The sequence below is a fragment of the Rhizobium sp. TRM95796 genome, from assembly GCF_025779995.1.
Lineage (GTDB): Bacteria > Pseudomonadota > Alphaproteobacteria > Rhizobiales > Rhizobiaceae > Rhizobium_E.
The window spans coordinates 1-21,893 of sequence record NZ_JAOXHE010000003.1; the positions used below are offsets into that span (position 1 = coordinate 1).

The following is a 21,893-nucleotide window of genomic DNA, read 5'->3' on the forward strand; positions in this document are numbered from 1 at the left end:
GGACAAGCCCGAGCATGACGGCGGCGGCACTTATGATCGGTCCATGGGCAACGCCCTCTACCCCATGCCGGGATGTTCGCCCCGCGACGAGCGGAGGGATCCGCCCCCTCTCCGCCGTCATCCTCGGCCTTGTGCCGAGGATCTAAGCCATCGAACAAAATCAAGACGTTGCAGATGCTCGGGACAAGCCCGAGCATGACGGCAGCGGCAAATATGGCCTTTCCACGGGCAACGGCGTGCCCCGCCCCTCATCCCCCTGCCGGGACTTCTTCCCGCGCCTGCGGGGCGAAGGCGGATGTGGCAAGGACGGCGCTCCATCGCCCTTCTCCCCGCAGACGCGGGGAGAAGGTGGCAGCAGCCGGATGAGGGGCCGCGCACAACGCTTCTACGCGATCTCAACAACCTAGCTCAGCGCCTCGATCCCCTTGCGCCTGATGAGATCGAGCAGCACCAGCGCCGGTCCCGACGGCGTTTTCACGCCGCGTTCGAGCTGCGACACATAGCCGGTGCTGACATTGAGCCGGCGCGCGAACACCGCCTGGCTGAGCCGCGCCTTCTCGCGCATCGCCCGGATGTCGGGTCCGGAGGGAATGTCGATGCGGATCTCCCGCTCCTCCTCCGGCAGATGGCGCAGCGTGATCTGCGCCAACGTCTCATCGTCGATGATCCCGCCGCGATGAAAATCCTGAGCGGTCTCCAAGAGGGCCTCTCGCAGCCGCTGTCTTTCGTCGTTACACATGATCGATCTCCTTGAGCCGTCCTTCCGCCAACGCGCGTTTCAAACCTGCGGCGTCCAGCGCCAGCACGTCGCGGGCCAGGTCGCGGATGGTTTCCAGTTCATCCACCCCGATATTGCCCCGATCGCTCTTCTCAAACCCATACACGAACACCGCCCGGTCGCCGCGCCGGATGGCGATCAGCGTCCGGTATCCGCCGGAGCGCCCTGACCGACGCGCCCGACCCGCTGCTTAATCACGCCGCCGCCGAGATCGGCGTCAACAAGCCAGCGTTCAGCGCGGGTGATCGCCTCGATCAGCGCCGCCTCCGCGATCCCGGCGCGCCGAACGAATTTCGCCATCCACCGGGTCATGAAGACGCGCCTGCCGACCTCCGCCGCTCCCAGAACGATAGTTCATTGTGCGAGTGTTTCAAGCCGCCGCGTCGCCGCGCGGATGCGTCCGGCAAGCCCCAACGCCTTCACAGCATTCACCCGCGCGCCCAGCAGCATGGGAAAGGTGACGATCGAAATCTCCCAGAGATCCGCCTCGAGGATCCGCCGCACGCCGCTTTTAGCATCCGCTTTGGCCCGCACCGTCTCGAAACCGATTGACAGCCCGTCGAGCGCCTTGCCGCGCATCAATTCGCGCACCTCCCGCGCCCGCGCCACACCGTCCGACAACAGCCCCTCGACATAAAGCCCGCGCGCATCCTCCCTGATCGTCCGCCACACGCCGATCGGCTCGGCCGGATCATGCTGATAAAGCATCCGCACGCCCTCGGCCCCGCGCCGCGCCAGCGATTTCAGAAAGGCCCCGCGCTCGACGCTGTCGCGTCCGAGATCGGTCTCGCCGAACAGGCTGGCGTAACCGGAAAACGCGCCGCCTGCGTCGAGCATCTTCAGTTCAGGCAAAGCGAAGCGTCGCCCGGCGCGTCCGCCGATCTCGGTGCTGATCATGACAAACTCCTGGATTGTGGGAGGGGAGCGCCGAATTGACAGCCCCCGAAGCCTATGGTGGAATATTGGAATGAAGGCGGCTTTGATCATCCGAGAACGGAGACTGTTCGCCGACGGCTTCATCATGGACATGGTGATCTGGCGCGTGCCGAAACCCGTTCCGCCTGCATTGCATGGTTTCAAGTACCGCTTCTTCTATGGTCGTCCCGGAGAACGGCTGATCGGCTACGACAACGAACGCGGCAAGGGAGATCACCGTCATTATTTGGGCGTGGAATAGCGCTACGAGTTCACCAGCATCGAAAAGCTGCTCGACGATTTCGCCGAGGCGGTTTCGAACCTGAGGGGAGAGCCCATTTGACCAAGGTCGATGTCCATGTCGCCGAGCCCTTCTCGGCATCCCGCCGTCGCATTCTCGATGCGCTGGCGCGGTCGGACGCCGGCGAAACCGTCAGTGAATTCCACATCGTGTTTCCGGACTGGACCACGCTGGCCTCGGTCATGACGCCAAGCCGTCTGGCGCTCTTGCGCCATCTTCATGCGCATCCCCGATCAAACGTCGCGGATTTGGCGCGCGGCCTGGAACGCGACGATAATGGCGTCAATGACGATGTCGCGGCGCTCATGGCTGCGGGACTGATCGACCGAGACGATTTCGGCCTCAGCGCCACCTATGGCGAGATCCGTGCGTCGATTGCGCTTTAGCGATCCGGCTCGGTCAGGAAGATTCACCCCTTCTCCCGCCCCCACCGTCTCGCCAGCCGCTCGATCAGCCCCAGCCCCCACCAGGCGGTCACGCTCACGCTGGCCGCCCCCGTCAGCATCACCTCCGAGGGCGAGAGCGCCGCAGCCACCCCCATGCGCTGGGCCAGCCACACCCCGGCCGGGCCGCCGAAGACGACGCCGGCGATCAGGCCGGTGGCGAAGCGGGCGGCCGCCTCGCGGGTTCCGCGCGGCAGCATATAGACGAGCGACAGCGCCGCTCCCGCCGAGGCGCCGGCGGCGCGCTCCATCCAGAAGCCGGGGTCCTGGGTCAGGTCAGCCATCGTTAACAGTTTCACGGTAGGGTCCATCCAGTTGTTCAGGCAGGTCATCGGCGTCTCCTCCCGTTCCCGAGGCGACCCCGCGACATCGAAAAAGCGAGTCTCCTGAATCGCTTGGCCGAACGCGTTGAGACGGCGGTTTCACATCGCGCGCGCCCGGCAGAGCCGAGCCTTCACGCGCCTCATGAACCGCCTGCCGGAGCATGCCCGGCATCCTCTGGAACTTCATGATTTCATTGTCGTCTTCGTCCGCCGCGCCTTTCTCGCCGCCGGTTTTGGCCCCGCTGAGGGCTCTATCATTTTGAGTCAATCGCTCTGGACAAGCCCCTCAAAACGCTTAGCTTTAGGCTTGAAGCATCAAGGAGCCGCCCATGTCCGATTTCCCCGTGATCGATCTCGCCGCCTTCGAGGGAGCCGACGAGGATAAGAAGCGGCAGATGGGGCGGGAGGTAGACCGCATCTGCCGCGCGTCCGGCTTCCTCGCGGTCGTCAACCACGGGATTTCGGACGAAACCATTACGAATGTATGGAGCGCCGCCCGCGCCTTTTTCGATCTGCCCTATGAGCTCAAGGATCAGGCGCGCGCGCCCTATCCGGGCTATCCCTACGGCTATCTCGGCCCGGGCGCCGAGGCGCTCGCCAGGTCCAAGGGCGTGGAAAGCCCGCCCGATCTCAAGGAAAGTTTCAATGGCGGCCCGCTCTCGGCGCCCGAAGGGCTGACCGATGAGGAGGCGCTGAATTTCTGCTATGCGCCGACCATCTGGCCGCGCGATCCCCAGGGCTTCAGGGGCGATTGGGAGGCTTATTACAAAGCCGTCACCGATCTCGCCGCCCGCATCATGCGCGTCTTCGCCGTGGCGCTCGATCTCGATGAAGCCTATTTCGAGCCCTTTATCGCCAATCCCATCTCGGCGCTTCGGGCGCTCAATTACCCCGAACTCACCGCCCCGCCGCCCGAGGGCCAGTTGCGCGCCGGCGCCCATACCGATTACGGCAGCCTGACCATCCTTCTGCCGCAGCCCGGCTCGCGCGGGCTGGAAATCCTCACCCCCGAAGGCGCATGGCGCGAAGTGCCCCCCGTCGACGGCGCCTTCGTCATCAATATCGGCGATCTCATGGCCCGCTGGACCAATGACCGCTGGGTCTCCACGCTGCACCGCGTCGTCAACGTCCCCCCCGACCAAGGCGGCCTCGACCGCCGCCAATCGCTCGCCTTCTTCCACCAGCCCGACTGGTTCGCCGCCATCGAAACCCTGCCCTCCTGCCAGGCCGAAGGCGAGACGCCGACCTATGAGCCGGTGCTGTCGGGGCCGTATTTGATGGGGAAGTTCAGGAAGACGGTGGTGTGATTTTTGGCGCGCGCAAACCGTCCGCTATTGGGCACGATCTAGACAGAAGGGAACATATCGCTTCTGGATTATGAGCTCGGAAGTCGCCTATTGCGGGCCTCAGGTGCCATAGGGCGACTGCATTGTCTTCGACAATATCGATGCGATGATTGATTCTTGCCCTCGGCGGCCCTAGGCTCGATGTGAGTCACGTATGGAGTAGGTGTTCGGGCAAACCTTCTTGTGCGCCCGATTGACTAAAAGCAAACCTTGCTTCCCTAGTTTTGAGTCGCCGCAGTACTCGGCCCGCTCGTTAGCCTACTACGCGTTGAAATGGCTTTGCACTACTCACCGTCTTCAGCGCATCTTCAACCGAAAGATTGCTGATAAGCTGATGCTCGTCTGTACTGCAGGGTACAAAGTGCTCAGGCCATGTCGATACTGCTTCGCACAGAAGCTTGAACTGGGAGGGCGCATCCTGGTTGACCTGAAGTACTTTCAGACGCGTAGCCGTCTCGTTACTTTCACAGAGAAATCGGAGTTCTGGAGCAACAAATCGAGGGCAATAGCCAATAATGACAGCAGGATCTCGCGTTCTGAGACAGACAGCATTGTCATCGTACGGATTTTGAATATCCAGCATCGGAAACAAGACTTCTCCAGGTTCTAGCGCTGCTACGCGATTCGCAGACTCCATCGTTAGATGACTAATCCCATGTGCAAAAAAAACAGATCTATACCGACCGTCACGACTTCTCTCAGGAACCGGCGACACCTGCAATGCATCAGTCGCACGCACGCCGCCAATTCGCGCCATCAATCCTAATGGGTCGCTTTCCCTGTCTAGGCCGGACCAGCGTGCGTATCTGGCGTATTCTGGCCTTTTTTCGTTCATGACCCGGTTGGCAAAGATAGGGAACAGTTCGTCAGAGATATACAACGACGAGAAATCGTTCATCCTGCCGAACGGAAGAAAGTTCTTTGAAACTTGAGCGCCACGCGTGTACCCAAAGACATAGTACCCGCTCTGGTTAACGAGTTTTGCAACAGGGAGCCACCTTCGGGTGTCGGGATCTTGCCAATTCAGGAAGAATGATCGCATCATGTTTGCCCCAAGAGCTTTTGCCTGTTGATTTCGAGCATATTCAAGGCGAAAGACACCGCCTCACTGCTAATGAGTTCTGCCGGTATCCGATCAAAGATATTAGATAGGTCACTTAGATCCACTTTCGAGAGGCGCGACAGCCAGAACTCTTCGTGCCTTTTCCCTGCCAAACCCGCAAGACGGAAAGCATCAATAGGTGACAGTGGTCGTTTATCCGTCTGGTCAATGTAGAGTCCCGACCGTGTTTTTTCGGCGTATGCACGCACATCGAAGCGCTTGTCTTTCGTAACCATACGCTCTGCTCTCACTGCGTCACTCAGTTCCCTACCCAAGCTCGACGCGTGATCGAAAGTTGGTGCCAGTGTGATAGTGCGCTTCTGCGGATCCAGCACAAGCCCCCAATTTTCGCTGTGCCTATCTCCGTTACCGATCCATGCATCGAGCATGAGATATCCCACAAAACAACGTAGTGCCTCGTCTGGATCATCGGTAAACTTCTGTAAAACAGCAGTCACCCGACTAACGGTGTGACCCCGGTATTTGTAGAAGCTAGTCCCATCAAATTTTTTCTCGACGGAATTGATAAGTTCGTTTCCCAGGATCAGACGGCTACCATCAGGGTTCATTTTAGGTGACAGAACGCCCAATTTGCCCTGATATCTTGCGAACTCGTAGTGAGCGTGAGGCAGATTCAAAAGGGCACAGATCTCACAGGCAACCTTTTCAGCCCAGTTCTCACCCGTCCCTTCGCGACCAAATTTCAGAAGTTGAAGCCCGCCATCAAAATTCAACCAGAACTTCTCTTTGGTGCCGAGGTATTCAATGACATCGATTTCATTTTGCACGTCAAATACTGGAAACAGAGTCATTCGCAGTCCTGCCGCTTAGTACGAGCACTTCGACAGATCCCATACCTCAAATCGTTGAATTTGACATCGAAAAGAAATTCAACTTTTAAATTGAAGCACATGATTGATGCTGACCTTCGACCCCGCTGCGCGAACCACCGTAACAGAGGCACGAAGCGGATGACTAGAAAATATCCTTACACGTCTACAATGCGTCAACCTCCGCCACGTCGATACCCGCTGACCAACACCCCACCGCCTCCCTCTTCTCCGCATCCGCCAAGACCCTCGCCGCGCCGCCCATCGCCCAGATCGTATTACGCCCGTCCGCCAGCCCCGAGTCATGATCGAGATCGTGGCTCAGCCTGATCGCCTCCCCATAAATCCCCGAGAAAACCACGAAAGGCCGAGGCCGTGCGGGTGGCGAGTCGCAGCACAATCAGCTGCCCTCGGCGAGCCCTCCCTTCACCCAATCATATTGATCGAGGTCGAAACCGCTCACCGCAACACCGCAAACCGTTCCAGTTTGGCCAGCGTTTGCTGCCCAAGTTCTTCCGCGCCAAAACCCTTGGCCGTCTGATATTCCGCAGCCGTGCTGAAGATCATCGTCAGCGTCACCCTGGTTGCGCCATCCTGTTCCTCCATCGTGACGACGCCGTCGGCATGCTTGGGCCCGTTCTCGCCCCAAAGCAGCGCATAGGTAAACCGCTCTTCAGGCTGCACCTCGTGGTAAAGGTGGTGGTTGGGGAAAACCGTTCCATCCGGCGCGATCATGTCGAAGACCCATTCACCGCCGCTGCGTAGGTCGATCCTGCTCGTTCGGCAGGAAAAGCCTTCCGGCCCCCACCAGAGCGGCAGTGTGTCCGGGTTCATCCACACGCTCCAGACAATCGATCGCGGCGCCTTGATGATCCGCTGCAGCACCATCGTCCGGTCCGCGGCGCTGTCGATATTGTCCGTCATGTCTCACGCCCTTTCATTGTCTGCATCACAAACGCGTCCAGCCGATCCAGCCGCGCGCCCCAAAGCGCTTCTTGCTGCTCGAGCCAAGTTCGGGCGGGCTCAAAAGCCTCGGGGACGATGGCGCAGGTGCGAACCCGTCCATCCTTCGCCGTGGTGATCAGCCCGGCCTCCTTCAGCACCGACAGATGCCGCATCACGGTCGGCAGCCGCAGCCCCGTCGGCTCCGCGAGATCGGTCACGCTGACCGGCCCCTCGGCGAGCGCCGTCAACATCGATCGCCGCGTCGGGTCCGCCAGCGCGTGGAATAAGAGCGAGAGAGCGGGATCATGCTTAGCCATATGGCTAAGTTATCAGAAGCGGCGACGCACGCAAGGAAAACTTCGCCACTCGGCTAAGTGTTAGGGTGGACCGTCGCGTACACCCCCCCCTCAATACCCCACCGCCTCCCGCTTCTCCGCATCCGTCAAGAACCCCGCCGCCCCCAGCCTCGCCCACAGCGCATCCCGCTCTGCCGAGAGCCCCGAGGCCTGGTCGAGATCGTGGCTCAGCGTGATCTCCTCGCCATAGATCTCCGAGAGAAAGCCGGAAAAGGCCGAGGCCGTGCGGGCGGCGAGCGGCAGCACGGTCAGCCGCCAGAAGGCGCGGTTGGCTTCGGCGTAGTTGGCGTAGGTGTTGTCGCCGGGCAGGCCGAGCAGCAGCGGCGGCACGCCGAGCGCCAGCGCGATGTCGCGGGCGGCGCCGTTCTTGGCCTCGAAGAAATCCATTTCCCGCGGCGTCAGCGCCATGGCCTTCCAGTCGAGCCCTCCTTCGAGCAGCATCGGCCGCCCCGCCCGCGCCGGGCCGGAATAGCCCTCGGCCAGCTCCGCCTTCAGACGCTCATATTGGTCGGGGCTCAAATTGCCGCCCTCGCGCGGCTGATAGACCAGCGCGCCCGAGGGCCGGGCGGAATTCTCGATCAGCGCCGCATTCCATTCGCCGGCGCGATTGGAGAGGTCGAGCGCCGTCAGCGCCGCCGAGAGCGGCGCAAAGCCGAGGTGATCGTCGAGCGGATGAAAGAGTTTGAGATGCAGCAGCCGCCCCTCGCCCATGGCGGGATAGCGCCGGGCGCGGCCGCCGGCGGTGTAGTCATAGGCCTCCGCCCAGCCGTCGGCGCCCTCGTTCACCCTGATGCGATCGGGCCTGAGCAGATGCAGTTCGGCCAGCCGCGTCCCGGCTTTGACCGGCAGCGCATAGCCGTTGCCGGAGATCAGCAGATGGCCAAACAGCGCCTCGAAAAACTCCGCCCCCGACTGGCGCGGATTGGGCGCCGCGATCAGCGCGAGCGCCGGATGCTCGGCCGCCTCCCGTCCCCCGACATGGCAGAGCCAGTCGAGCGAGGCCGCGGCCTCGGCGATCAGCCGCACGCCGCGATGGGCGATCGGGTTCTTCATGAAACCCTCGCGGGCGAGCGCCGCGTAGGATTTCTCCCGCCAGACCAGACGCCCTTCGCCGGCGAAGGCGATCAGGCTTTCGAGCCCCTTGCGCTCGGCCGGCGCGGTGTCCTCCCGGCGTCGCCGCCAGGGCAAGAAAGATGTATTTTTCATCGTCGGATTTACCTTATGTTCAACGCGTCGTGGCAGCTTCGGCACAGGGAAAGGAGGTCCACCGGCCATGGCTAATTTCATCCACGCGCGTCAGGGGCTCAACAAGGGCGACATCGTCGTCGTCCAGTGTTCGCATCAATGCAACGTCTTCCTGATGGACGATCAGAATTTCGAGGCCTACAAGAAACGGGCCAAATTCACTTTCTTCGGCGGCCACGCCAAGCTGTTCCCGGTCAAGCTGCCGGCGCCCGCCTCGGGTCATTGGAACGTGGTGATCGATCTCGGCGGCAAACAGGCCGAAATCAGCCACCAGATCAGTTATATCCGCCAGCCGCAGCCGCAGCGCGCCGCCGCCCAGGCGTGAGGCTCGGCGCTCTTCAGGTGTGCAGCCGCAGTTTTCCGGTCACGGGATCGCGCTCCATTCCGGGGTTGTGGGTCACGGCCGGCCAGAGCTCGGCATAGCCGTCCGGCGTCGAAAACAGCGCGTTGCACATCACCTCGGCGGTATAGGCCATGCCCGGCGCGAGAAATTGCGGCGGCCGTCCGTCGTAATAGAGCAGGAAGCAGAGATAGCCTTTGCCCGCCATATAGCCGAGCATCTCGTCGAGCCCGCCGCCCAGTTGCGCGAGGCCCTTCTGGTGCATCTCGGCGACGACGAAGCGGATCGCCTTGCGGTCGAGCAGGTCGCTCGCGCCCCTGAGGATCAGCTGCTCGGCGCCTTCTGTGTCGATCTTGACCAGCCGCGCGCCGTCGAGCCCGCGCTCGGCCAGCACCGCGTCCAGCGTCGTGGTCCGCATCGTTCTCGCCCCGCCGCTCATGCCGGCGTCGCCGTTGAACTTGACGGGATCCCACAGCGCGTTGCCGCCCGAGCTCTTGGCGTTGAAGAAGAATTCCGCGTCGCGCTCCGCCTCCGCCAGCGGCCGGTCGACGATGTCGATGACCTCCAGCCCGTTCAGCCGGCATTGCAGCCTTATGCGGTCGATATTCTTGGGGTCGGGCTCGGCCGAGATCACTCTTCCTCCGGGGCCGACGAGCAGGCCGCCGAGCACCGAGAAATATCCGACATTGGCGCCGATATCGACCAGCACGTCCCCCGGCCTCAGCGCCAGGCGAAACAGATTGGTCACGTCGGGCTCATAGGCCCCGCCGGCGCGCAGAAACTGCAGGATGTGGTTCTCGTTGACGTTCTGATCGTCGTGCCGGAAATGCATCTCGGTCGGCGGACGCTCCATGCCCCTGATGCGAAACTTGTAGTCGGTCTCCATGCGCTCACCCCGGCGAATCCTTTGCCGGAGAAAACCACGCGGAGCCTGCCCGGAGCCGTCGCGGGCCGCCCCGTCGGATCGGGAAGATCGGGAGCCGAGCCGGCCCGGCTCCCCGCGCGCGTCGTCAGCCGGCCATCATGCGTCCGGTCCCGGCCCGGTCGAGACGCTGCGCGATGGCCTTGCGGGCGTTGTCCATGCCGCCCTGGCGCGCATCCGGCCCCATCGCCAGCCCGTCGGCATGGATCACGACGATATCGGTGATGCCGATGAAGGCCAGCAGGTTGCGCAGATGCGGCTCCTGCGAATCCATCGACGCGGCCGGGCCGTCCCGGTAAACGCCGCCCTGCGCCAGGATCACGACGGCGCGCTTGCCCGTCATCAGGCCCCTGGGCCCCGCTTCCCCATAGCTGAAGGTCACCCCCGCCCGCAGCACATGGTCGAACCACGCCTTGAGCGTCGAGGGCATGCCGAAATTATACATCGGCGCGCCGATCACGATCGTATCGGCGGCGACCAGTTCGGCCACGAGCTGGTCCGACAGCGCCAGCGCCGCGGCTTGTCCAGCCGTCACCGGCGGCTGTCCGCGCAGGGCGGCGGCGCCGTCGCCGTCGAGATGCGCCACCGGGTCGCGGGCGAGATCGCGCGTCACGATGCGCGGCGCGTCGCCGGCGCGTCCAAGGGCGTCGAGGGCGAAATCGACCAGTTCGTTCGACGCGGACGCCGAGCCGAGGATGCTGTTCTTGAGAACGAGAATATTCGTCATTGCCGTATTCCTGTGCGTTGAATGCCGGGCTAAGGAATAGTGATGCTTTGGCGGCGCCAGTAGCCGCCGTCTGGGCACAACACTGTTGCTTCCAGAGGAACGCGATGATCGAAATCGAGGATATGCGGGCTTTTGTCGAAGTCGCGGGCGGCGGCGGCTTCACGCGGGCGGCGGCCAGGCTCGGCGTCGCCAAGTCGGTGGTCAGCAGGCGCATCGCCAAGATGGAGCGCGACCTCGGCGTTCAACTTCTGTCGCGCAGCACGCGCGGCGTCACCCTCACCGATGCGGGCGCCGAGTTCCGGCAGCGCAGCGAGCTGATCATCGGCGCCTTCGACGAGGCCCGCGACGCCGCCGCCGCGCATCGGGGCCAGGTCGCCGGCAAATTGCGGCTGGCGGCGCCCACCGCCTTCGCCCGCCTGCTGGCGCCGACGCTGGTGCAGATGGGACAGACGCACCCCAGGCTCGAAATCGACGTCTCCTTCACCGACAGGGTGGTGGATATGATCGCCGAGCGCTTCGATGTCGCGATCCGGATCGGGGCGCTGCCGGATTCCAGCCTGATGGCCCGGCGCATCGCGCCGATACGCTCGGTCGTCGCCGCCAGCCCGGATTATTTGGAGAAGATGGGCCGGCCGGAAACGCCGACCGATCTGGCCCGTCATTCCTGCCTGCTCTACGCCATGTCTCCGGTCGGCGGCTGGAGCTTCCGGATCGGCGGGCGCTGGACGCAGATCCAGGTCGCCGGCCGCTTCCGGTCCGACAATGGCGAGACCATCGTCGATTGGGCCGTGGCCGGGCTCGGCGTCTGCAATTCGCCGTCCTTCCTGGTCGAGGACCAGATCGCCGACGGCAGGCTCGAACAGTTGTTCACCGACTACCCGACGCCGGAATTCGGCATTTACGTCGTCAGGCCGCCGGGCGGCGAAGCGACCGCGCGCGTGAAGCTGCTGACGGATTCGCTGGCCGAACGGCTCAGCCGCTGCCCCGGTCGCTGACATCCCGGGCTGCGCCCCTTTTTCATGGCGTCAGGCGCTGGCGCAGGTCGTCCAGCAGCCAGCTTCCCGCCCGCCCCAGCGGACGATTGCGCATATGCGCCGCATAGATCGGCAGTGTTTCGGCGCGGGATGGCGCATCGCCGGAGAGATCGAGCGCCTTCAGGCGACCCGCCGCAAGGTGCTGGTCGACGAGATAGGGCGGCATCCTGCACCAGCCGAATCCTGCGAGCAGAAAATCCAGGCGGCGGGCAATGTCGACGAATCTCCAGACCCGGCTGCTGATCACCCCGTAATTCGGCCCTTCGGCGCCGAGAGCGTCGGACAGGACGAGCTGGATATGGGCGTCGAGATCCTCGCGGTTCAGCGGGCGCGCCAGACGGGCCAGCGGATGCTCCGCCGCCGCCACGGGGATGAGCCTGCGATCCATCAGCGGATAGGCCATCAGGTCGTCCGGGACCGTCGGCAGCAGCAGACAGAAGGCCAGCGACGCCGATCCCGACCGCAGCCGCCGCTCGGCGCCTCCCAGCCCTTCGGTGAAAAACGACACCGGCAGGTCGGGAAATCTGTCCCGCAGCGCCCGCATGCTGTCGATCAGCGGCTCGGTCGGCACGAGCGGATCGATGGCGAGCGTCAGCGACGCCTCCAGCCCCTGCCGGGTTCCGGCGGCGATGGCTTCGAAACGCTGCGCGCTCGCCAGGATCGCGCGCGCCTGCTCGACGAGCACGCGTCCCACCGGCGTCAGCACCGGCCGCTGCCGGCTGCGGTCGAAGAGCTCGACGCCCTGATTGTCCTCGAGCGCCCTGATCGACTGGCTGATGGCCGATTGAACCCGGCCGAGCGCCCGCCCGGCGGCGGCGAACCCGCCTTCGTCGCTGATCGTCACCAGGATGCGCAGCTGGTCCAGCGTCAGGCTCTCGATCACGCCCATCTCCATTTATGATCGTCTTTATCACTATTTGATCAGTTTTTTTGACTGGCGTCATCTCGTAAATCTCTGCCGGAGCCGCCGGCAAGGCGGCGCCGTAGACGCAATCACGCGATCCTTCAGGAGTTCCCATGCCCACTTTGCTCGTCGTCAATGCCAGTCCCCGCGGAGACCAGTCCCTATCGCGCGGGCTGTCGGCGATGTTCGTCGACCGCTGGCGCGCCAACAATCCGGATGGCCGGGTGATCGAACGCGACCTGATGGAGAGCAATCTGCCCTTCGTGACCATGCCTTGGCTCGGCGCCTATTTCACCCCTGCCGACCACCAGTCGGCGGCGATGCGGGACATGCTGCGCCTGTCGGACGCGCTTGTCGACGAAATCCTCGCCGCCGATCACATCGTCATCGCCACGCCGGTCTACAACTACAATATTCCGGCGGTGCTCAAGGCCTATATCGATCATGTCGTCCGCAAGGGCCGAACGCTCGGCTTTTCCGGCGAAGGGCTGGTTCATGGCAAGGCCTGCACCGTGGTGATGGCGTCGGGCGGCGTCTATACCGAAGGCTCGCCGATCCGCGACCGCGACATCGCCACGACCTATCTCAGGCTGATCCTCGCAGTGATCGGCATCGAGGACGTCACGGTCGTGGCCGGCGGCAACGCCAAGTCGGTCGATATGGGCCAAATGTCGCGCGAGGCCTTCCTCGACAGTTTCTCAGCCGAGATCGCCGCAGCCGCGGCCTGAGCGGACCGAAACGCTGCAGTCCCGCGTCAGGTGGCCAGGGCCAGCACGTCTTCGGCCGGCATCGGCCGGCCATAGCGGTAGCCCTGTCCCGACGGGCATCCCATTTCCAGCAGCGCGTCGGCCTGGGCCTCCGTCTCGATGCCTTCGGCGATCGTGTCCAGGCCGAGATCCGAGCTCATCGCCACCAGAGCGCGGATGATGGCGGCGTTGGACGACTTGTGCTCCAGCCCGCCGACAAAGGCCTTGTCGATCTTCAGCGTGGTCAGGGGAAAGCGTTGCAACGAGCTCAACGACGCGAAACCGGTGCCGAAATCGTCGAAGGCGACGCCCACGCCCATGTCGCGGATGGCGGCGAAGGTCTCGAATGTCCGATCGTCGTCGGCCAGCGCGATCTGTTCCGTCACCTCCAGCTCCAGCAGGTCGGATCGCAGCGCATGGTCGCGCAGCGCGCTCTCGATCTTGTCGCACAGGTTCAGCGCGCGAAACTGCGCGGGAAACAGGTTGACGCTGACCTTGTAGTCCCCGCCGCCGCGATTGAGGCGCGCCGCCATCGAGGCGGCTTCTTCCAGCGTCCACCAGCCGATATCCAGCGCCAGCGCGCTCTGCTCGAGAGCGGGCAGGAAGGCCGCCGGCGACATCAGCCCGCGGACGGGATGCGCCCAGCGGATCAGCGCTTCGAAGCCGGTGATCCTGCTGGTCCGCAGATCGACCTGCGGCTGATAGAACATCTTCAATTCATTGTCGCGCAACGCCCGTCGCAACTCGTCGCGCAGGGCGCGGCGCGCCTGGGCCTCGGAGCGCATGGACGGCTCGAAGATGCGGAAACTGCCTGCCGCTGCCGCCTTGGCGCGATAGAGCGCGAAGTCGGCGGAGGCGAGCAGTTCGTCGGCGTCCACGCCATGCTGCGGGGCCAGCGCCACGCCGGCGCTCGCCGAGAGGTCGAGGGACAGCGGCCCGAGCGTGAACGGCTTGCGGAAGGCGTGCAGGATCGCCCGGACCTCCCCATCGACCTCCGTCGCCTCCGATGCCGGAAACAGCACGGCGAATTCGTCGCCGCCCAGCCGCGCCAGCGGCACGTCGGCGCTGAGCAGATAGGACAGGCGCACGCCGACCGCCTGCAGCAGGCTGTCGCCCACGGCATGGCCATGCGTGTCGTTGACCTCCTTGAACCCGTCGAGATCGATCAGCGCGGCCGCCGCGGATCTGCCGGCCATCAGCGTGTCCTGCAACAGCGCCATGAACTGATGCTTGTTGTAGAGGCCGGTCAACGTATCCTGCGACGCCAGGCGCAGAAGGCGCGCCTCGCGCTCCCGGCGTTCGGAAATGTCGCGGATCACCGCGCCCGCGCAATGGCCCCGCCGCCCCTCCCAGACCGACAGGGTGATCTCGATGGGAAATTCGACGCCGTTCTTCTTGAGCGCGAACACTTCCACGGTTCTGCCGCCGAGATTGGGCTGCTCGCCCTTGGCGACGCGGGTGAAGCCGGCCAGATGCGCGCCGCGCATTCGCTCGGGCACGATGATGGTGATCGGCTGCCCGACCAACTCGTCCCGCGCATAGCCGAACAGGCTGCAGGCGGCGGGATTGACGAATTCGATCACGCCCCGGCTGTTGACGGAAATGAGCGACAGATAGGTTGCTTCCGCAAAATCCAGAACATTGGTCGAGATGTAATCCGCTTCCATGGCTTTCCGATCCATCGCGCCGAGCTCTGTCGTCTGCGGCGATATTACCACACCTCCGTTAGAAACTTCTGATTTATCTCAAACGATGTTACCGGCGCGGAAAGCTTTTCTGCGCTCCAGCCGCCGGACGGCCGAACCAATTCGCCGCCGGCGTCCGTCGGGCGGCGCCCGCTGCGGAACCTAACGCTCATCTTGCCGTTTGTGAGGTTGACCATCCACACGCACTGAAGAGGCGCCATCATGGCCGACAAGACTTCCGCCCCCCGCACGACGACCGACGCCGGCATCCCGGTCCAGAGCGACGAACATTCGCTCACGATAGGGCGCGACGGCCCGATCGTCCTGAACGATCACTATCTGATCGAGCAGATGGCCAATTTCAATCGCGAGCGCATTCCCGAGCGCCAGCCGCACGCCAAGGGCAGCGGCGCCTTCGGCCGTTTCGAAGTGACGCAGGACATCAGCAAATTCACCAAGGCGAAATTCCTGCAGCCCGGCGCGAAAGTCGAGACGGCGGTCCGCTTCTCCACCGTGGCGGGCGAACGCGGCAGTCCAGACACCTGGCGCGATCCGCGCGGCTTCTCGGTGAAATTCTACACCGAAGACGGCAATTTCGACATGGTCGGCAACAACACCCCGATCTTCTTCATCCGCGACCCGATGAAATTCCAGCATTTCATCCGCAGCCAGAAGCGCCGGGCCGACAACGGCCTGCGCGATCACGACATGCAGTGGGACTTCTGGACGCTCAGCCCCGAAAGCGCGCATCAGGTGACCTATCTGATGGGCGATCGCGGCGTGCCGAAAAACTGGCGCGAGATGAACGGCTATGGCAGCCACACCTATATGCTGATCAACGACGCGGGCGACAAGTTCTGGGTCAAGTGGCATTTCCACACCGATCTGGGCGACGGCAACGCGCATCTGACCCAGCAGGCCGCCGACGAAATGGCCGGCCAGGACGGCGACTATCACCGTCGCGACCTGTTCGATCACATCGACAAGGGCGAATTCCCCAGCTGGACGCTGAAATTCCAGGTCATGCCGTTCGAAGACGCCCGGACCTATCGCATCAATCCGTTCGACCTGACCAAGATCTGGCCGCACAAGGATTATCCGCTGATCGAGGTCGGCAAACTCACCCTCGACACCAATCCCGAAGACTGGGACACCCAGATCGAGCAACTGGCCTTCGAGCCCAACAATATGGTGCCCGGCATCGGCCTCAGCCCCGACAAGATGCTGCTCGCGCGCGGATTTTCCTATGCGGACGCCCATCGCGCCCGGCTCGGGGTCAATTACAAGCAGATCCCGGTCAATCAGGCCAAGGCGGCCGAGGTCCATTCCTATTCGCGCGCCGGACGCGGGCGAACCGTCAACGCGGTCGATCCGGTCTATGCGCCCAATTCCTACGGCGGTCCCGGCGCGCAGCCGCAAACCGGAGGCGAAGCGACATGGATGGCCGACGGCGACATGGTCCGCGCGGCCTACACCTTGCGCCAGGACGATGACGACTGGAGCCAGCCCGGCGCGCTGGTGCGCGAGGTGATGGACGATGCGCAGCGCGAACGCTTCGTGAAGAACGTCGCCGGGCATCTCGCCAAGGGCGTCAGCGAACCCATCCTGCAGCGCGCCTTCGATTACTGGCGCAATGTCGACAAGGACATCGGCGACCGGATCGAGAAGGCCGCCCGCGACCTCGTCGGCGGCGCCTCGAAGGCTCCGGGCATGGCGAGCGCCAAATCGATCTCCGGCTATCAGGGCATTCCCGAGACAGCCTCGATCGCCCGGGGCGAAGGCCAGAAAAACGCCGCGGCCGAGTAACGCGACGCCCGAACCCGCCGCTATGTTTTCCTCGATCCCGTCTCCGACGTTCCACCGTCGGAGGCGCAGATCGAGAAAATTGCATTCGGGTCGAGGGTCCGGGTGACGGGCGGCCGACGCAACCTCGACGCCGGCCGAAAGGTCAACCTCGACGCCCGGTCAGTCGGTTGCTGACAAGCACGATGGTTGCATCGCGCAATCGTAGAAAGATGCCGGCGGCGCCGAGCGATCATCCCTGACCTATTGGATGCGTATGACTCTGGTAAATTGTGCCTTCGCGCCAGAAGCTGAAATTGCCATGATCAGAACTGCGCTGATCGCCCATCAAGGCGCGCACCAAGATGGTGTATACGTACGTTATATTTTAGTGAATACTTTCACCGAAATCATTTAGTAGCGGCTCCATCTCGCGGAGTGTCAAAGGCCATTTGGCCTTGGCTTTTTTCGGCGATTGGGAGATCAACAAGTAGACCAAGAGAACGGACGGCTGGCTGAACAAGGGATTCTTCTCCCCGATTCGACCCTTAATGCTGTCAATAATGAAAGGTTTTTCCTTGAGCATTTCTTCGATCTGATGGACATACTCACTTGCCGCGCCATTCTCGTAGGCGGACAACAGAAGCCCCTCTAGCACTGTCGGTTTCGGATCGAAACCGACCGCATCGCGATAAACGGATGATAGTTCGGCCGTCATTTGACGAACGCTTGTGAGCGCTTCATTTACGTCCTCCGCGACCTTCTCAAAATAGTCGTTAGTTGCCTCCAACAACGCCATCGCCTTCGCGGCGTTTCGGTGCATGGCGGGCGTTGCCTCGATTTGAGGTTTGTAAATCGTGTCGTGCGTCAGCTCACTATAGGCGTGCTGGAGCAAGGTCTTGATCTGCACTTCACATGGCGTGTCCGCCGGTATCCAGACACCTTCAAACTCGATATCATGTTTGGGGCGAACGACGTAGTGTAGCGCCGCATACGCAAATTGCAAAGGATTCTTCTTTTGTTCTTCTTCGTAGTCGCGGTCCTTGCAGAAATCCCAATCGTCCATAGATGCGAGTGCGGTCTCGACGGTACGAACATCCGTTCCCAAGAGAACCACGAAGCGCGTGCCAACCTTGTCTGTAATGTCCTCGTATGGGTTCTTGTAGTTTTTGTTTCGGTAAAATGCCTTTTCGACCAGCTTCTGACTGTCTTTGGTGCGCGGCAATACGGCAGTGCGGAGGAAATAGTCTGGACGCACGGGGGCGATCATGGGAGCCAGTTGCTCTTGGACTTTAAGTGAGATCATCTTGCCCCACGCAGCGTAGAACGCGCGTTCGTCGTCCCAACGTCGAAGAAAGTCCTCGTCTCTTGTCATTCCTGGCCCTCGATCCGCCCTCGTATCGTTATCCGAGTCCACGGATTTCCGTCCTCACCATTGCTAACCTCGACAGAGACCAAATCCCGGACAGCGTCCGGTGGACCGGTCAGAGTTATCTGTCGCGGAAATCGGAGTTTGCGCCAACGCAGACTTCCATTTACTTCGCTGAGGTCTTTAGCGATGGCACCAGTTGGAAATCGCTCTTGGCGCATATGCTGAAGATATTGCTCTGAGACCTCGTCGTCCATAAAGGCTTCAGCGAAGCGGGAGGTCTGGATAGTGTTTCCCCTGTCGAGCTTCAAATAACTGTACAATCCATTGTAAAGGTCGACCTTCTGCTCTTCAGGCAGGTTAGTTGCTCGAATGAACGCCCTTGTATGTTCGAAAAATTGTCGCACTTGCTGAGCGGCATTTTTTGGGATGTCGAGCCCCAGGAACCCACTGTAGAAATAGGTTGCCGCATTGTCACGATGGGAAGCCGTCATGGCGCTGTCATAAACGGTTGCGCTCCATCCATCCGGCAAATCCGGCCGAGGTTGCGCACCATCACTTACGAAGAGCCCAATCTTGTAAAGCTTGGTTTTCGGGCTGAGGAAGAGGTCGTTCACAAAAGTCGCTTGCAGATTCGCAGTCTTTATAAATCCCTCGTGCAACTCGGCCTTCATGACCCCAAAGAACGGCGTTGCAGGATTGCCGACAGTGCCGTCAAAAACCACCATCAATCCGCCTGGAATCTGACGCGAGGTCTGGGCTGTTGCGAGAGCGTCGGCAAAGACGGCAGACCCGACGATAAAATCTTGGTTCGATGTGCTGAAAAGTTGTACGCCACTCGCGAGCACGCTTCCGGCCCCATGCGCGCGTATTGTCATTTCCATACATTGAGAATTGCTTCTGAATGCGGCGATGACGCGACTTTTGAAGGCTTCCAACGCCGCACCTTGCAAGTTTAGAAGTCCAGCACCATACGTGGGTTGGACGACCGCCCCTGCGTCAGACCTGACATGGACCTCGTGCAAGCAAATGCGCCCGACTGTCAAATTCTGTAGAGGCATGCGCGATCTCCCAATGCAACCTCTAGTAAATAAGATTGAGTCGCGGTATTTTGCAACCCCAACACTCGACTGGGCTTATTTATGCATTGAGATATCCGAGAAATCTTTGAGCCCGCAGCCGTTTGCTTTGAATTTAATCCGTGACGACTGCGAATAAGGTGCTACTGGGTCTGACTGCCCATGCAACGTCCCCTTCGGCCCACCCCCCGGACAACGCCATCAAATCCTCCCTCGACCCCCGGCCCTCGCCAGACCCGTCAAATCTCCGCATGGCCTTCGAGATAGAAGACGCATCGACCTCGCAGGGCGACGCGGTCGCCGTTCAGGCGGCAATCGATCTCGCCGCCGCGCGCGGAGGCCTGATAGGCGCGGAGAGACGTCTTTTCGAGCCGGGCGGCCCAGTATGGGGCCAGCATGCAATGCGCGCCGCCGGTGACGGGATCTTCGGGTATGCCTTTGGCCGGGGCGAAGTAGCGGCTCACGACGTCATAGCCGTCGTCGCCCGGGGCGGTGACGATGACGCCCGGCCGGTCGAGCGCTGCGACCGCCGACATATCGGGGGAGAGCGTCCGGACCGTCCGAGCATCGTCCATCACGGCGAGATAGTTGTACGCGTTGACCCAGACCTCCCGGGGCGCAACGCCCAGCGCCGCCACCAAAGCGGGCGGCGCCGGCGCCCGGACCGAGGGCCTCGACGGGAAGTCCATCACATAGCCGTTTTCCGTGCGGATCACCGGCAAGGGGCCGCTCGCGGTGTCGAACACCACCGCGTCCATCTCGGGCCTGAGACGCTCCATCACCACCGCCGCCGTCGCCAGCGTCGCATGACCGCACAGCGGCACCTCCACGGTCGGGGTGAACCAGCGCAGGCGATAGTCGCCCGGCCGCATCACCAGAAACGCCGTTTCCGCCAGGTTGTTCTCGGCGGAGATCGCCTGCATCGTGCAATCGTCGGGAAAGTCCGGCAACACCATGACGGCGGCAGGATTGCCGCGAAACCGCCGGCTGGTGAATGCATCGACTTGAAAAATGGGGACGCGCACGCGTGAAATCCTCCTCGGAGCCCAAAGTCCAGACCTTGTGCCCGAGGGCGCCGCGCCTCGCAAGCGCCGCGTCGCGGAGAGAGAGGCGATCGCAAGTTCCGCCCGTCGCCCGGCGGTCGCGTCGAAGGCCCCTCGCCGCTCGTCGGTTCCTGCCCTTTTTCGACGTCAATCCGACCGAGTGGCGAAGGCTCTTTGCGCCGAGAGAACCTCGTTCCGATGATCCTCCGTCCATTGCAGGATCGCGCGGAGATGCGGCTCCAGGGATCGCCCGAGCGGCGAAATCTCATACACCACCGCCACCGGCGCCGTGCTGACGACATGGCGGCTGATGAAGCCATTCGCTTCCAGTCTGCGAAGGGCCTGGGTCAACGCCTTCTGCGAAATGCCTTCGTTCGCCCTCTTCAAGGCGTTGAACCGCATGGGGCCGGCGCAGAGGGAGCCGAGGATCAGCAGCGTCCATTTGGTGGTGATCTCTTCCAGGATCGCCCTGTTCAGTTCCAGCCCTTCGCGGGAGGTCGTCGTCATCGAGCAGGATACTCCAGGTTACCAAGTAACGTACAGGTGCGTAATTGCATTCACGTATAATATGTATACCTAACTCGTCTCTCATCAACAAGGAGACGCAAAATGCCCATCCAGGCGCATGACATCGACAGGGAGCACTCGCCCCGCAAGATCATACTCGTGTTCGGAGCGACCGGACAACAAGGGGGCGCCGTCGCCTCGGCGCTGGGCCGGACCGGCTGGGCGGTTCGGGCTCTCGTCCGCGATCCCGAAAGCGCAAAGGCGAAGGTCCTGGCGTCCCTCGGGGTCGAAGTCGCGCGTGGCGACCTCTCCGACAGCGCATCGATCAGAGCGGCGATGTCCGGCGTCTATGGCGTCTTCAGCGTTCAGCCGAGTTCCGGGCAGGGAGATGTCTACGGCGTCACCGACGAGCAGGAGGTGCGCTACGGGACGACGATCGCCGATATCGCGGCTGAGTGCGGCGTCGAGCACCTCGTCTATACGTCGGTCAATGCCGCCGGTCCCGAAAAGACCGGCATGGGGCATTTCGACAGCAAATCGGAGATCGAGGCCCATATCCGCACGCTCGACCTCAAGAGCACGATCATCCGGCCGGCCGGCTTCATGGAACTGTTGATGCTGCCCGGAATGGGGCTCGACAAGGGATATTTCCTATCCTTCGTGCGCCCGGATCAGACAGCGCAGGTGATCGCAGTCCAGGACATCGGCAGGATCGTCGCCGGGATTTTCCAGAACCCGGATCGCTTCGTCGGCGAGACCATCGACATCGCCGGCGACGAAATCACCGGGCAGCGTCTGCAGGACAGCTTGAGCCGCGCAGCCGGCAAACCGATCGCCTATAGCCGTTTCCCCGACAGCCTGTTGCGACAGAACAGTTTTCTCGATCGTCTCGCCGAACTGTTCGATGACGGACGACTTGCCGGACATGCCGACATCCCCCGCCTAGAGCAAGACTTTGGAAAACTCCTCGGCTTCGACGAATGGTTGGCGGGGCCGGGCAAACCGCTTTTCGAGGCGGCGCTGGTCGCAGAAAACGCGCCCATCGCCCTTCGTTGATCCGCGCGACGGCGGCGCTCCCGCGCTGCCGTCCCGTCGTCCTCAGATACGCGACGGCGACGTGGCGGACGCAGGCTCCGCCACCTCGTTCATCGAGAAGGTTCACGACGCCGGA

The 21,893-nt window shown here is 62.6% G+C and carries 23 protein-coding genes and 2 pseudogenes; 8 read left to right on the plus strand and 17 right to left on the minus strand.

Annotated features, from left to right (window positions below):
• Nucleotides 1–403: 403 nt before the first annotated feature.
• From OCK01_RS08475 to OCK01_RS08490, 3 genes and pseudogenes are all read right to left on the minus strand, one after another.
• Nucleotides 404–739, minus strand: a complete 336-nt coding sequence (locus OCK01_RS08475; protein ID WP_263823548.1) for a helix-turn-helix domain-containing protein — start codon at nt 737–739, stop codon at nt 404–406.
• Nucleotides 732–1,090, minus strand: a pseudogene (locus OCK01_RS26540) (type II toxin-antitoxin system RelE/ParE family toxin). The gene OCK01_RS08475 and the pseudogene OCK01_RS26540 overlap by 8 nt, the downstream one beginning before the upstream one ends.
• Nucleotides 1,091–1,132: 42 nt before the next feature.
• Nucleotides 1,133–1,675, minus strand: a complete 543-nt coding sequence (locus OCK01_RS08490) for an HK97 family phage prohead protease (protein ID WP_263823551.1) — start codon at nt 1,673–1,675, stop codon at nt 1,133–1,135.
• 70 nt (nt 1,676–1,745) lie between these two features.
• Here OCK01_RS08490 and OCK01_RS08495 point away from each other — a divergent pair, with 70 nt between their 5' ends.
• Together OCK01_RS08495 and OCK01_RS08500 are read left to right on the plus strand one after the other, a co-directional pair.
• A complete protein-coding gene (locus tag OCK01_RS08495) occupies nt 1,746–1,955 on the plus strand; it encodes a DUF6516 family protein (protein WP_263823552.1) in 210 nt (69 codons plus the stop codon).
• Nucleotides 1,956–2,032: 77 nt separating this feature from the next.
• Nucleotides 2,033–2,380, plus strand: coding sequence for a hypothetical protein (locus tag OCK01_RS08500; protein ID WP_263823553.1), 348 nt, complete (start codon nt 2,033–2,035; stop codon nt 2,378–2,380).
• A gap of 23 nt (nt 2,381–2,403) precedes the next feature.
• Here OCK01_RS08500 and OCK01_RS08505 read toward each other — a convergent pair whose 3' ends face one another.
• Nucleotides 2,404–2,721 carry a DUF6107 family protein gene (locus tag OCK01_RS08505; protein WP_263823603.1) on the minus strand — a complete coding sequence of 106 codons (318 nt, stop codon included), beginning with the start codon at nt 2,719–2,721 and terminating at the stop codon, nt 2,404–2,406.
• 368 nt (nt 2,722–3,089) lie between these two features.
• Between OCK01_RS08505 and OCK01_RS08510 the strand changes: the two genes are divergently transcribed.
• Nucleotides 3,090–4,067 (plus strand): isopenicillin N synthase family dioxygenase, encoded by a 978-nt coding sequence (locus tag OCK01_RS08510; RefSeq protein ID WP_263823554.1) that lies wholly within the window; start codon nt 3,090–3,092, stop codon nt 4,065–4,067.
• 292 nt (nt 4,068–4,359) lie between these two features.
• On the opposite strand, the gene OCK01_RS08515 is transcribed toward OCK01_RS08510, so the two are convergent.
• The 5 genes and pseudogenes from OCK01_RS08515 to OCK01_RS08535 form a co-directional block, all read right to left on the minus strand.
• Nucleotides 4,360–5,151 carry a hypothetical protein gene (locus tag OCK01_RS08515; protein ID WP_263823555.1) on the minus strand — a complete coding sequence of 264 codons (792 nt, stop codon included), beginning with the start codon at nt 5,149–5,151 and terminating at the stop codon, nt 4,360–4,362.
• Nucleotides 5,148–6,020, minus strand: a complete 873-nt coding sequence (locus OCK01_RS08520; RefSeq protein ID WP_263823556.1) for a HipA domain-containing protein — start codon at nt 6,018–6,020, stop codon at nt 5,148–5,150. The genes OCK01_RS08515 and OCK01_RS08520 overlap by 4 nt, the downstream gene beginning before the upstream one ends.
• Before the next feature lie 477 nt (nt 6,021–6,497).
• Nucleotides 6,498–6,956, minus strand: a pseudogene (locus OCK01_RS08525) (SRPBCC domain-containing protein); the annotation flags it as partial.
• A gap of 2 nt (nt 6,957–6,958) precedes the next feature.
• Nucleotides 6,959–7,300: an ArsR/SmtB family transcription factor gene (locus tag OCK01_RS08530; RefSeq protein ID WP_263823557.1), complete on the minus strand. Its 342-nt coding sequence runs from the start codon at nt 7,298–7,300 to the stop codon at nt 6,959–6,961.
• 90 nt (nt 7,301–7,390) lie between these two features.
• Nucleotides 7,391–8,545, minus strand: a complete 1,155-nt coding sequence (locus OCK01_RS08535) for a phage portal protein (RefSeq protein WP_263823558.1) — start codon at nt 8,543–8,545, stop codon at nt 7,391–7,393.
• A gap of 67 nt (nt 8,546–8,612) precedes the next feature.
• Between OCK01_RS08535 and OCK01_RS08540 the strand changes: the two genes are divergently transcribed.
• Nucleotides 8,613–8,909 (plus strand): DUF1883 domain-containing protein, encoded by a 297-nt coding sequence (locus OCK01_RS08540; protein ID WP_263823559.1) that lies wholly within the window; start codon nt 8,613–8,615, stop codon nt 8,907–8,909.
• A gap of 13 nt (nt 8,910–8,922) precedes the next feature.
• On the opposite strand, the gene OCK01_RS08545 is transcribed toward OCK01_RS08540, so the two are convergent.
• Both OCK01_RS08545 and OCK01_RS08550 read right to left on the minus strand, forming a co-directional pair.
• Nucleotides 8,923–9,810 (minus strand): FkbM family methyltransferase, encoded by an 888-nt coding sequence (locus OCK01_RS08545; protein ID WP_263823560.1) that lies wholly within the window; start codon nt 9,808–9,810, stop codon nt 8,923–8,925.
• A gap of 124 nt (nt 9,811–9,934) precedes the next feature.
• Complete coding sequence (locus OCK01_RS08550) at nt 9,935–10,573, minus strand: FMN-dependent NADH-azoreductase (protein WP_263823561.1); 639 nt, start codon at nt 10,571–10,573, stop codon at nt 9,935–9,937.
• A 104-nt stretch (nt 10,574–10,677) separates the two neighbouring features.
• On the opposite strand from OCK01_RS08550, the gene OCK01_RS08555 reads away from it, so the two are divergent.
• Complete coding sequence (locus OCK01_RS08555; RefSeq protein ID WP_263823562.1) at nt 10,678–11,568, plus strand: LysR family transcriptional regulator; 891 nt, start codon at nt 10,678–10,680, stop codon at nt 11,566–11,568.
• A gap of 22 nt (nt 11,569–11,590) precedes the next feature.
• Here OCK01_RS08555 and OCK01_RS08560 read toward each other — a convergent pair whose 3' ends face one another.
• The gene (locus OCK01_RS08560) at nt 11,591–12,490 is read right to left on the minus strand and encodes a LysR family transcriptional regulator (protein ID WP_263823563.1); all 900 of its coding nucleotides are present in this window, start codon (nt 12,488–12,490) and stop codon (nt 11,591–11,593) included.
• A gap of 134 nt (nt 12,491–12,624) precedes the next feature.
• Between OCK01_RS08560 and OCK01_RS08565 the strand changes: the two genes are divergently transcribed.
• Nucleotides 12,625–13,239, plus strand: a complete 615-nt coding sequence (locus tag OCK01_RS08565; protein ID WP_263823564.1) for an FMN-dependent NADH-azoreductase — start codon at nt 12,625–12,627, stop codon at nt 13,237–13,239.
• A gap of 26 nt (nt 13,240–13,265) precedes the next feature.
• Here OCK01_RS08565 and OCK01_RS08570 read toward each other — a convergent pair whose 3' ends face one another.
• On the minus strand, nt 13,266–14,924 hold the full coding sequence (locus tag OCK01_RS08570) for a putative bifunctional diguanylate cyclase/phosphodiesterase (protein ID WP_263823565.1): 1,659 nt from the start codon (nt 14,922–14,924) through the stop codon (nt 13,266–13,268).
• Nucleotides 14,925–15,164: 240 nt separating this feature from the next.
• On the opposite strand from OCK01_RS08570, the gene OCK01_RS08575 reads away from it, so the two are divergent.
• A complete protein-coding gene (locus OCK01_RS08575; RefSeq protein WP_263823566.1) occupies nt 15,165–16,748 on the plus strand; it encodes a catalase in 1,584 nt (527 codons plus the stop codon).
• A gap of 364 nt (nt 16,749–17,112) precedes the next feature.
• On the opposite strand, the gene OCK01_RS08580 is transcribed toward OCK01_RS08575, so the two are convergent.
• From OCK01_RS08580 to OCK01_RS08595, 4 genes are all read right to left on the minus strand, one after another.
• Nucleotides 17,113–18,099, minus strand: a complete 987-nt coding sequence (locus tag OCK01_RS08580) for a GTP pyrophosphokinase family protein (RefSeq protein WP_263823567.1) — start codon at nt 18,097–18,099, stop codon at nt 17,113–17,115.
• Nucleotides 18,096–19,154: a nucleoid-associated protein gene (locus OCK01_RS08585; RefSeq protein ID WP_263823568.1), complete on the minus strand. Its 1,059-nt coding sequence runs from the start codon at nt 19,152–19,154 to the stop codon at nt 18,096–18,098. The genes OCK01_RS08580 and OCK01_RS08585 overlap by 4 nt, the downstream gene beginning before the upstream one ends.
• Nucleotides 19,155–19,411: 257 nt before the next feature.
• A complete protein-coding gene (locus OCK01_RS08590; RefSeq protein ID WP_263823569.1) occupies nt 19,412–20,197 on the minus strand; it encodes a PhzF family phenazine biosynthesis protein in 786 nt (261 codons plus the stop codon).
• A gap of 165 nt (nt 20,198–20,362) precedes the next feature.
• Entirely contained in the window at nt 20,363–20,722 is a 360-nt protein-coding gene (locus tag OCK01_RS08595; RefSeq protein ID WP_263823570.1) for a winged helix-turn-helix transcriptional regulator, read from the minus strand.
• 102 nt (nt 20,723–20,824) lie between these two features.
• Here OCK01_RS08595 and OCK01_RS08600 point away from each other — a divergent pair, with 102 nt between their 5' ends.
• Nucleotides 20,825–21,778, plus strand: coding sequence for an NmrA/HSCARG family protein (locus OCK01_RS08600; RefSeq protein ID WP_263823571.1), 954 nt, complete (start codon nt 20,825–20,827; stop codon nt 21,776–21,778).
• Nucleotides 21,779–21,893 lie beyond the last annotated feature (115 nt).

Coding starts and splice junctions, on each gene's coding strand:
- OCK01_RS08490 (WP_263823551.1), bottom strand. CDS start 1,675: ATGATCAGCACCGAGATCGGCGGACGCGCCGGGCGACGCTTCGCTTTG.
- OCK01_RS08565 (WP_263823564.1), top strand. CDS start 12,625: ATGCCCACTTTGCTCGTCGTCAATGCCAGTCCCCGCGGAGACCAGTCC.
- OCK01_RS08475 (WP_263823548.1), bottom strand. CDS start 739: ATGTGTAACGACGAAAGACAGCGGCTGCGAGAGGCCCTCTTGGAGACC.
- OCK01_RS08540 (WP_263823559.1), top strand. CDS start 8,613: ATGGCTAATTTCATCCACGCGCGTCAGGGGCTCAACAAGGGCGACATC.
- OCK01_RS08510 (WP_263823554.1), top strand. CDS start 3,090: ATGTCCGATTTCCCCGTGATCGATCTCGCCGCCTTCGAGGGAGCCGAC.
- OCK01_RS08515 (WP_263823555.1), bottom strand. CDS start 5,151: ATGATGCGATCATTCTTCCTGAATTGGCAAGATCCCGACACCCGAAGG.
- OCK01_RS08545 (WP_263823560.1), bottom strand. CDS start 9,810: ATGGAGACCGACTACAAGTTTCGCATCAGGGGCATGGAGCGTCCGCCG.
- OCK01_RS08575 (WP_263823566.1), top strand. CDS start 15,165: ATGGCCGACAAGACTTCCGCCCCCCGCACGACGACCGACGCCGGCATC.
- OCK01_RS08495 (WP_263823552.1), top strand. CDS start 1,746: ATGAAGGCGGCTTTGATCATCCGAGAACGGAGACTGTTCGCCGACGGC.
- OCK01_RS08550 (WP_263823561.1), bottom strand. CDS start 10,573: ATGACGAATATTCTCGTTCTCAAGAACAGCATCCTCGGCTCGGCGTCC.
- OCK01_RS08535 (WP_263823558.1), bottom strand. CDS start 8,545: ATGAAAAATACATCTTTCTTGCCCTGGCGGCGACGCCGGGAGGACACC.
- OCK01_RS08520 (WP_263823556.1), bottom strand. CDS start 6,020: ATGACTCTGTTTCCAGTATTTGACGTGCAAAATGAAATCGATGTCATT.
- OCK01_RS08580 (WP_263823567.1), bottom strand. CDS start 18,099: ATGACAAGAGACGAGGACTTTCTTCGACGTTGGGACGACGAACGCGCG.
- OCK01_RS08600 (WP_263823571.1), top strand. CDS start 20,825: ATGCCCATCCAGGCGCATGACATCGACAGGGAGCACTCGCCCCGCAAG.
- OCK01_RS08505 (WP_263823603.1), bottom strand. CDS start 2,721: ATGGCTGACCTGACCCAGGACCCCGGCTTCTGGATGGAGCGCGCCGCC.
- OCK01_RS08555 (WP_263823562.1), top strand. CDS start 10,678: ATGATCGAAATCGAGGATATGCGGGCTTTTGTCGAAGTCGCGGGCGGC.
- OCK01_RS08530 (WP_263823557.1), bottom strand. CDS start 7,300: ATGGCTAAGCATGATCCCGCTCTCTCGCTCTTATTCCACGCGCTGGCG.
- OCK01_RS08585 (WP_263823568.1), bottom strand. CDS start 19,154: ATGCCTCTACAGAATTTGACAGTCGGGCGCATTTGCTTGCACGAGGTC.
- OCK01_RS08595 (WP_263823570.1), bottom strand. CDS start 20,722: ATGACGACGACCTCCCGCGAAGGGCTGGAACTGAACAGGGCGATCCTG.
- OCK01_RS08570 (WP_263823565.1), bottom strand. CDS start 14,924: ATGGAAGCGGATTACATCTCGACCAATGTTCTGGATTTTGCGGAAGCA.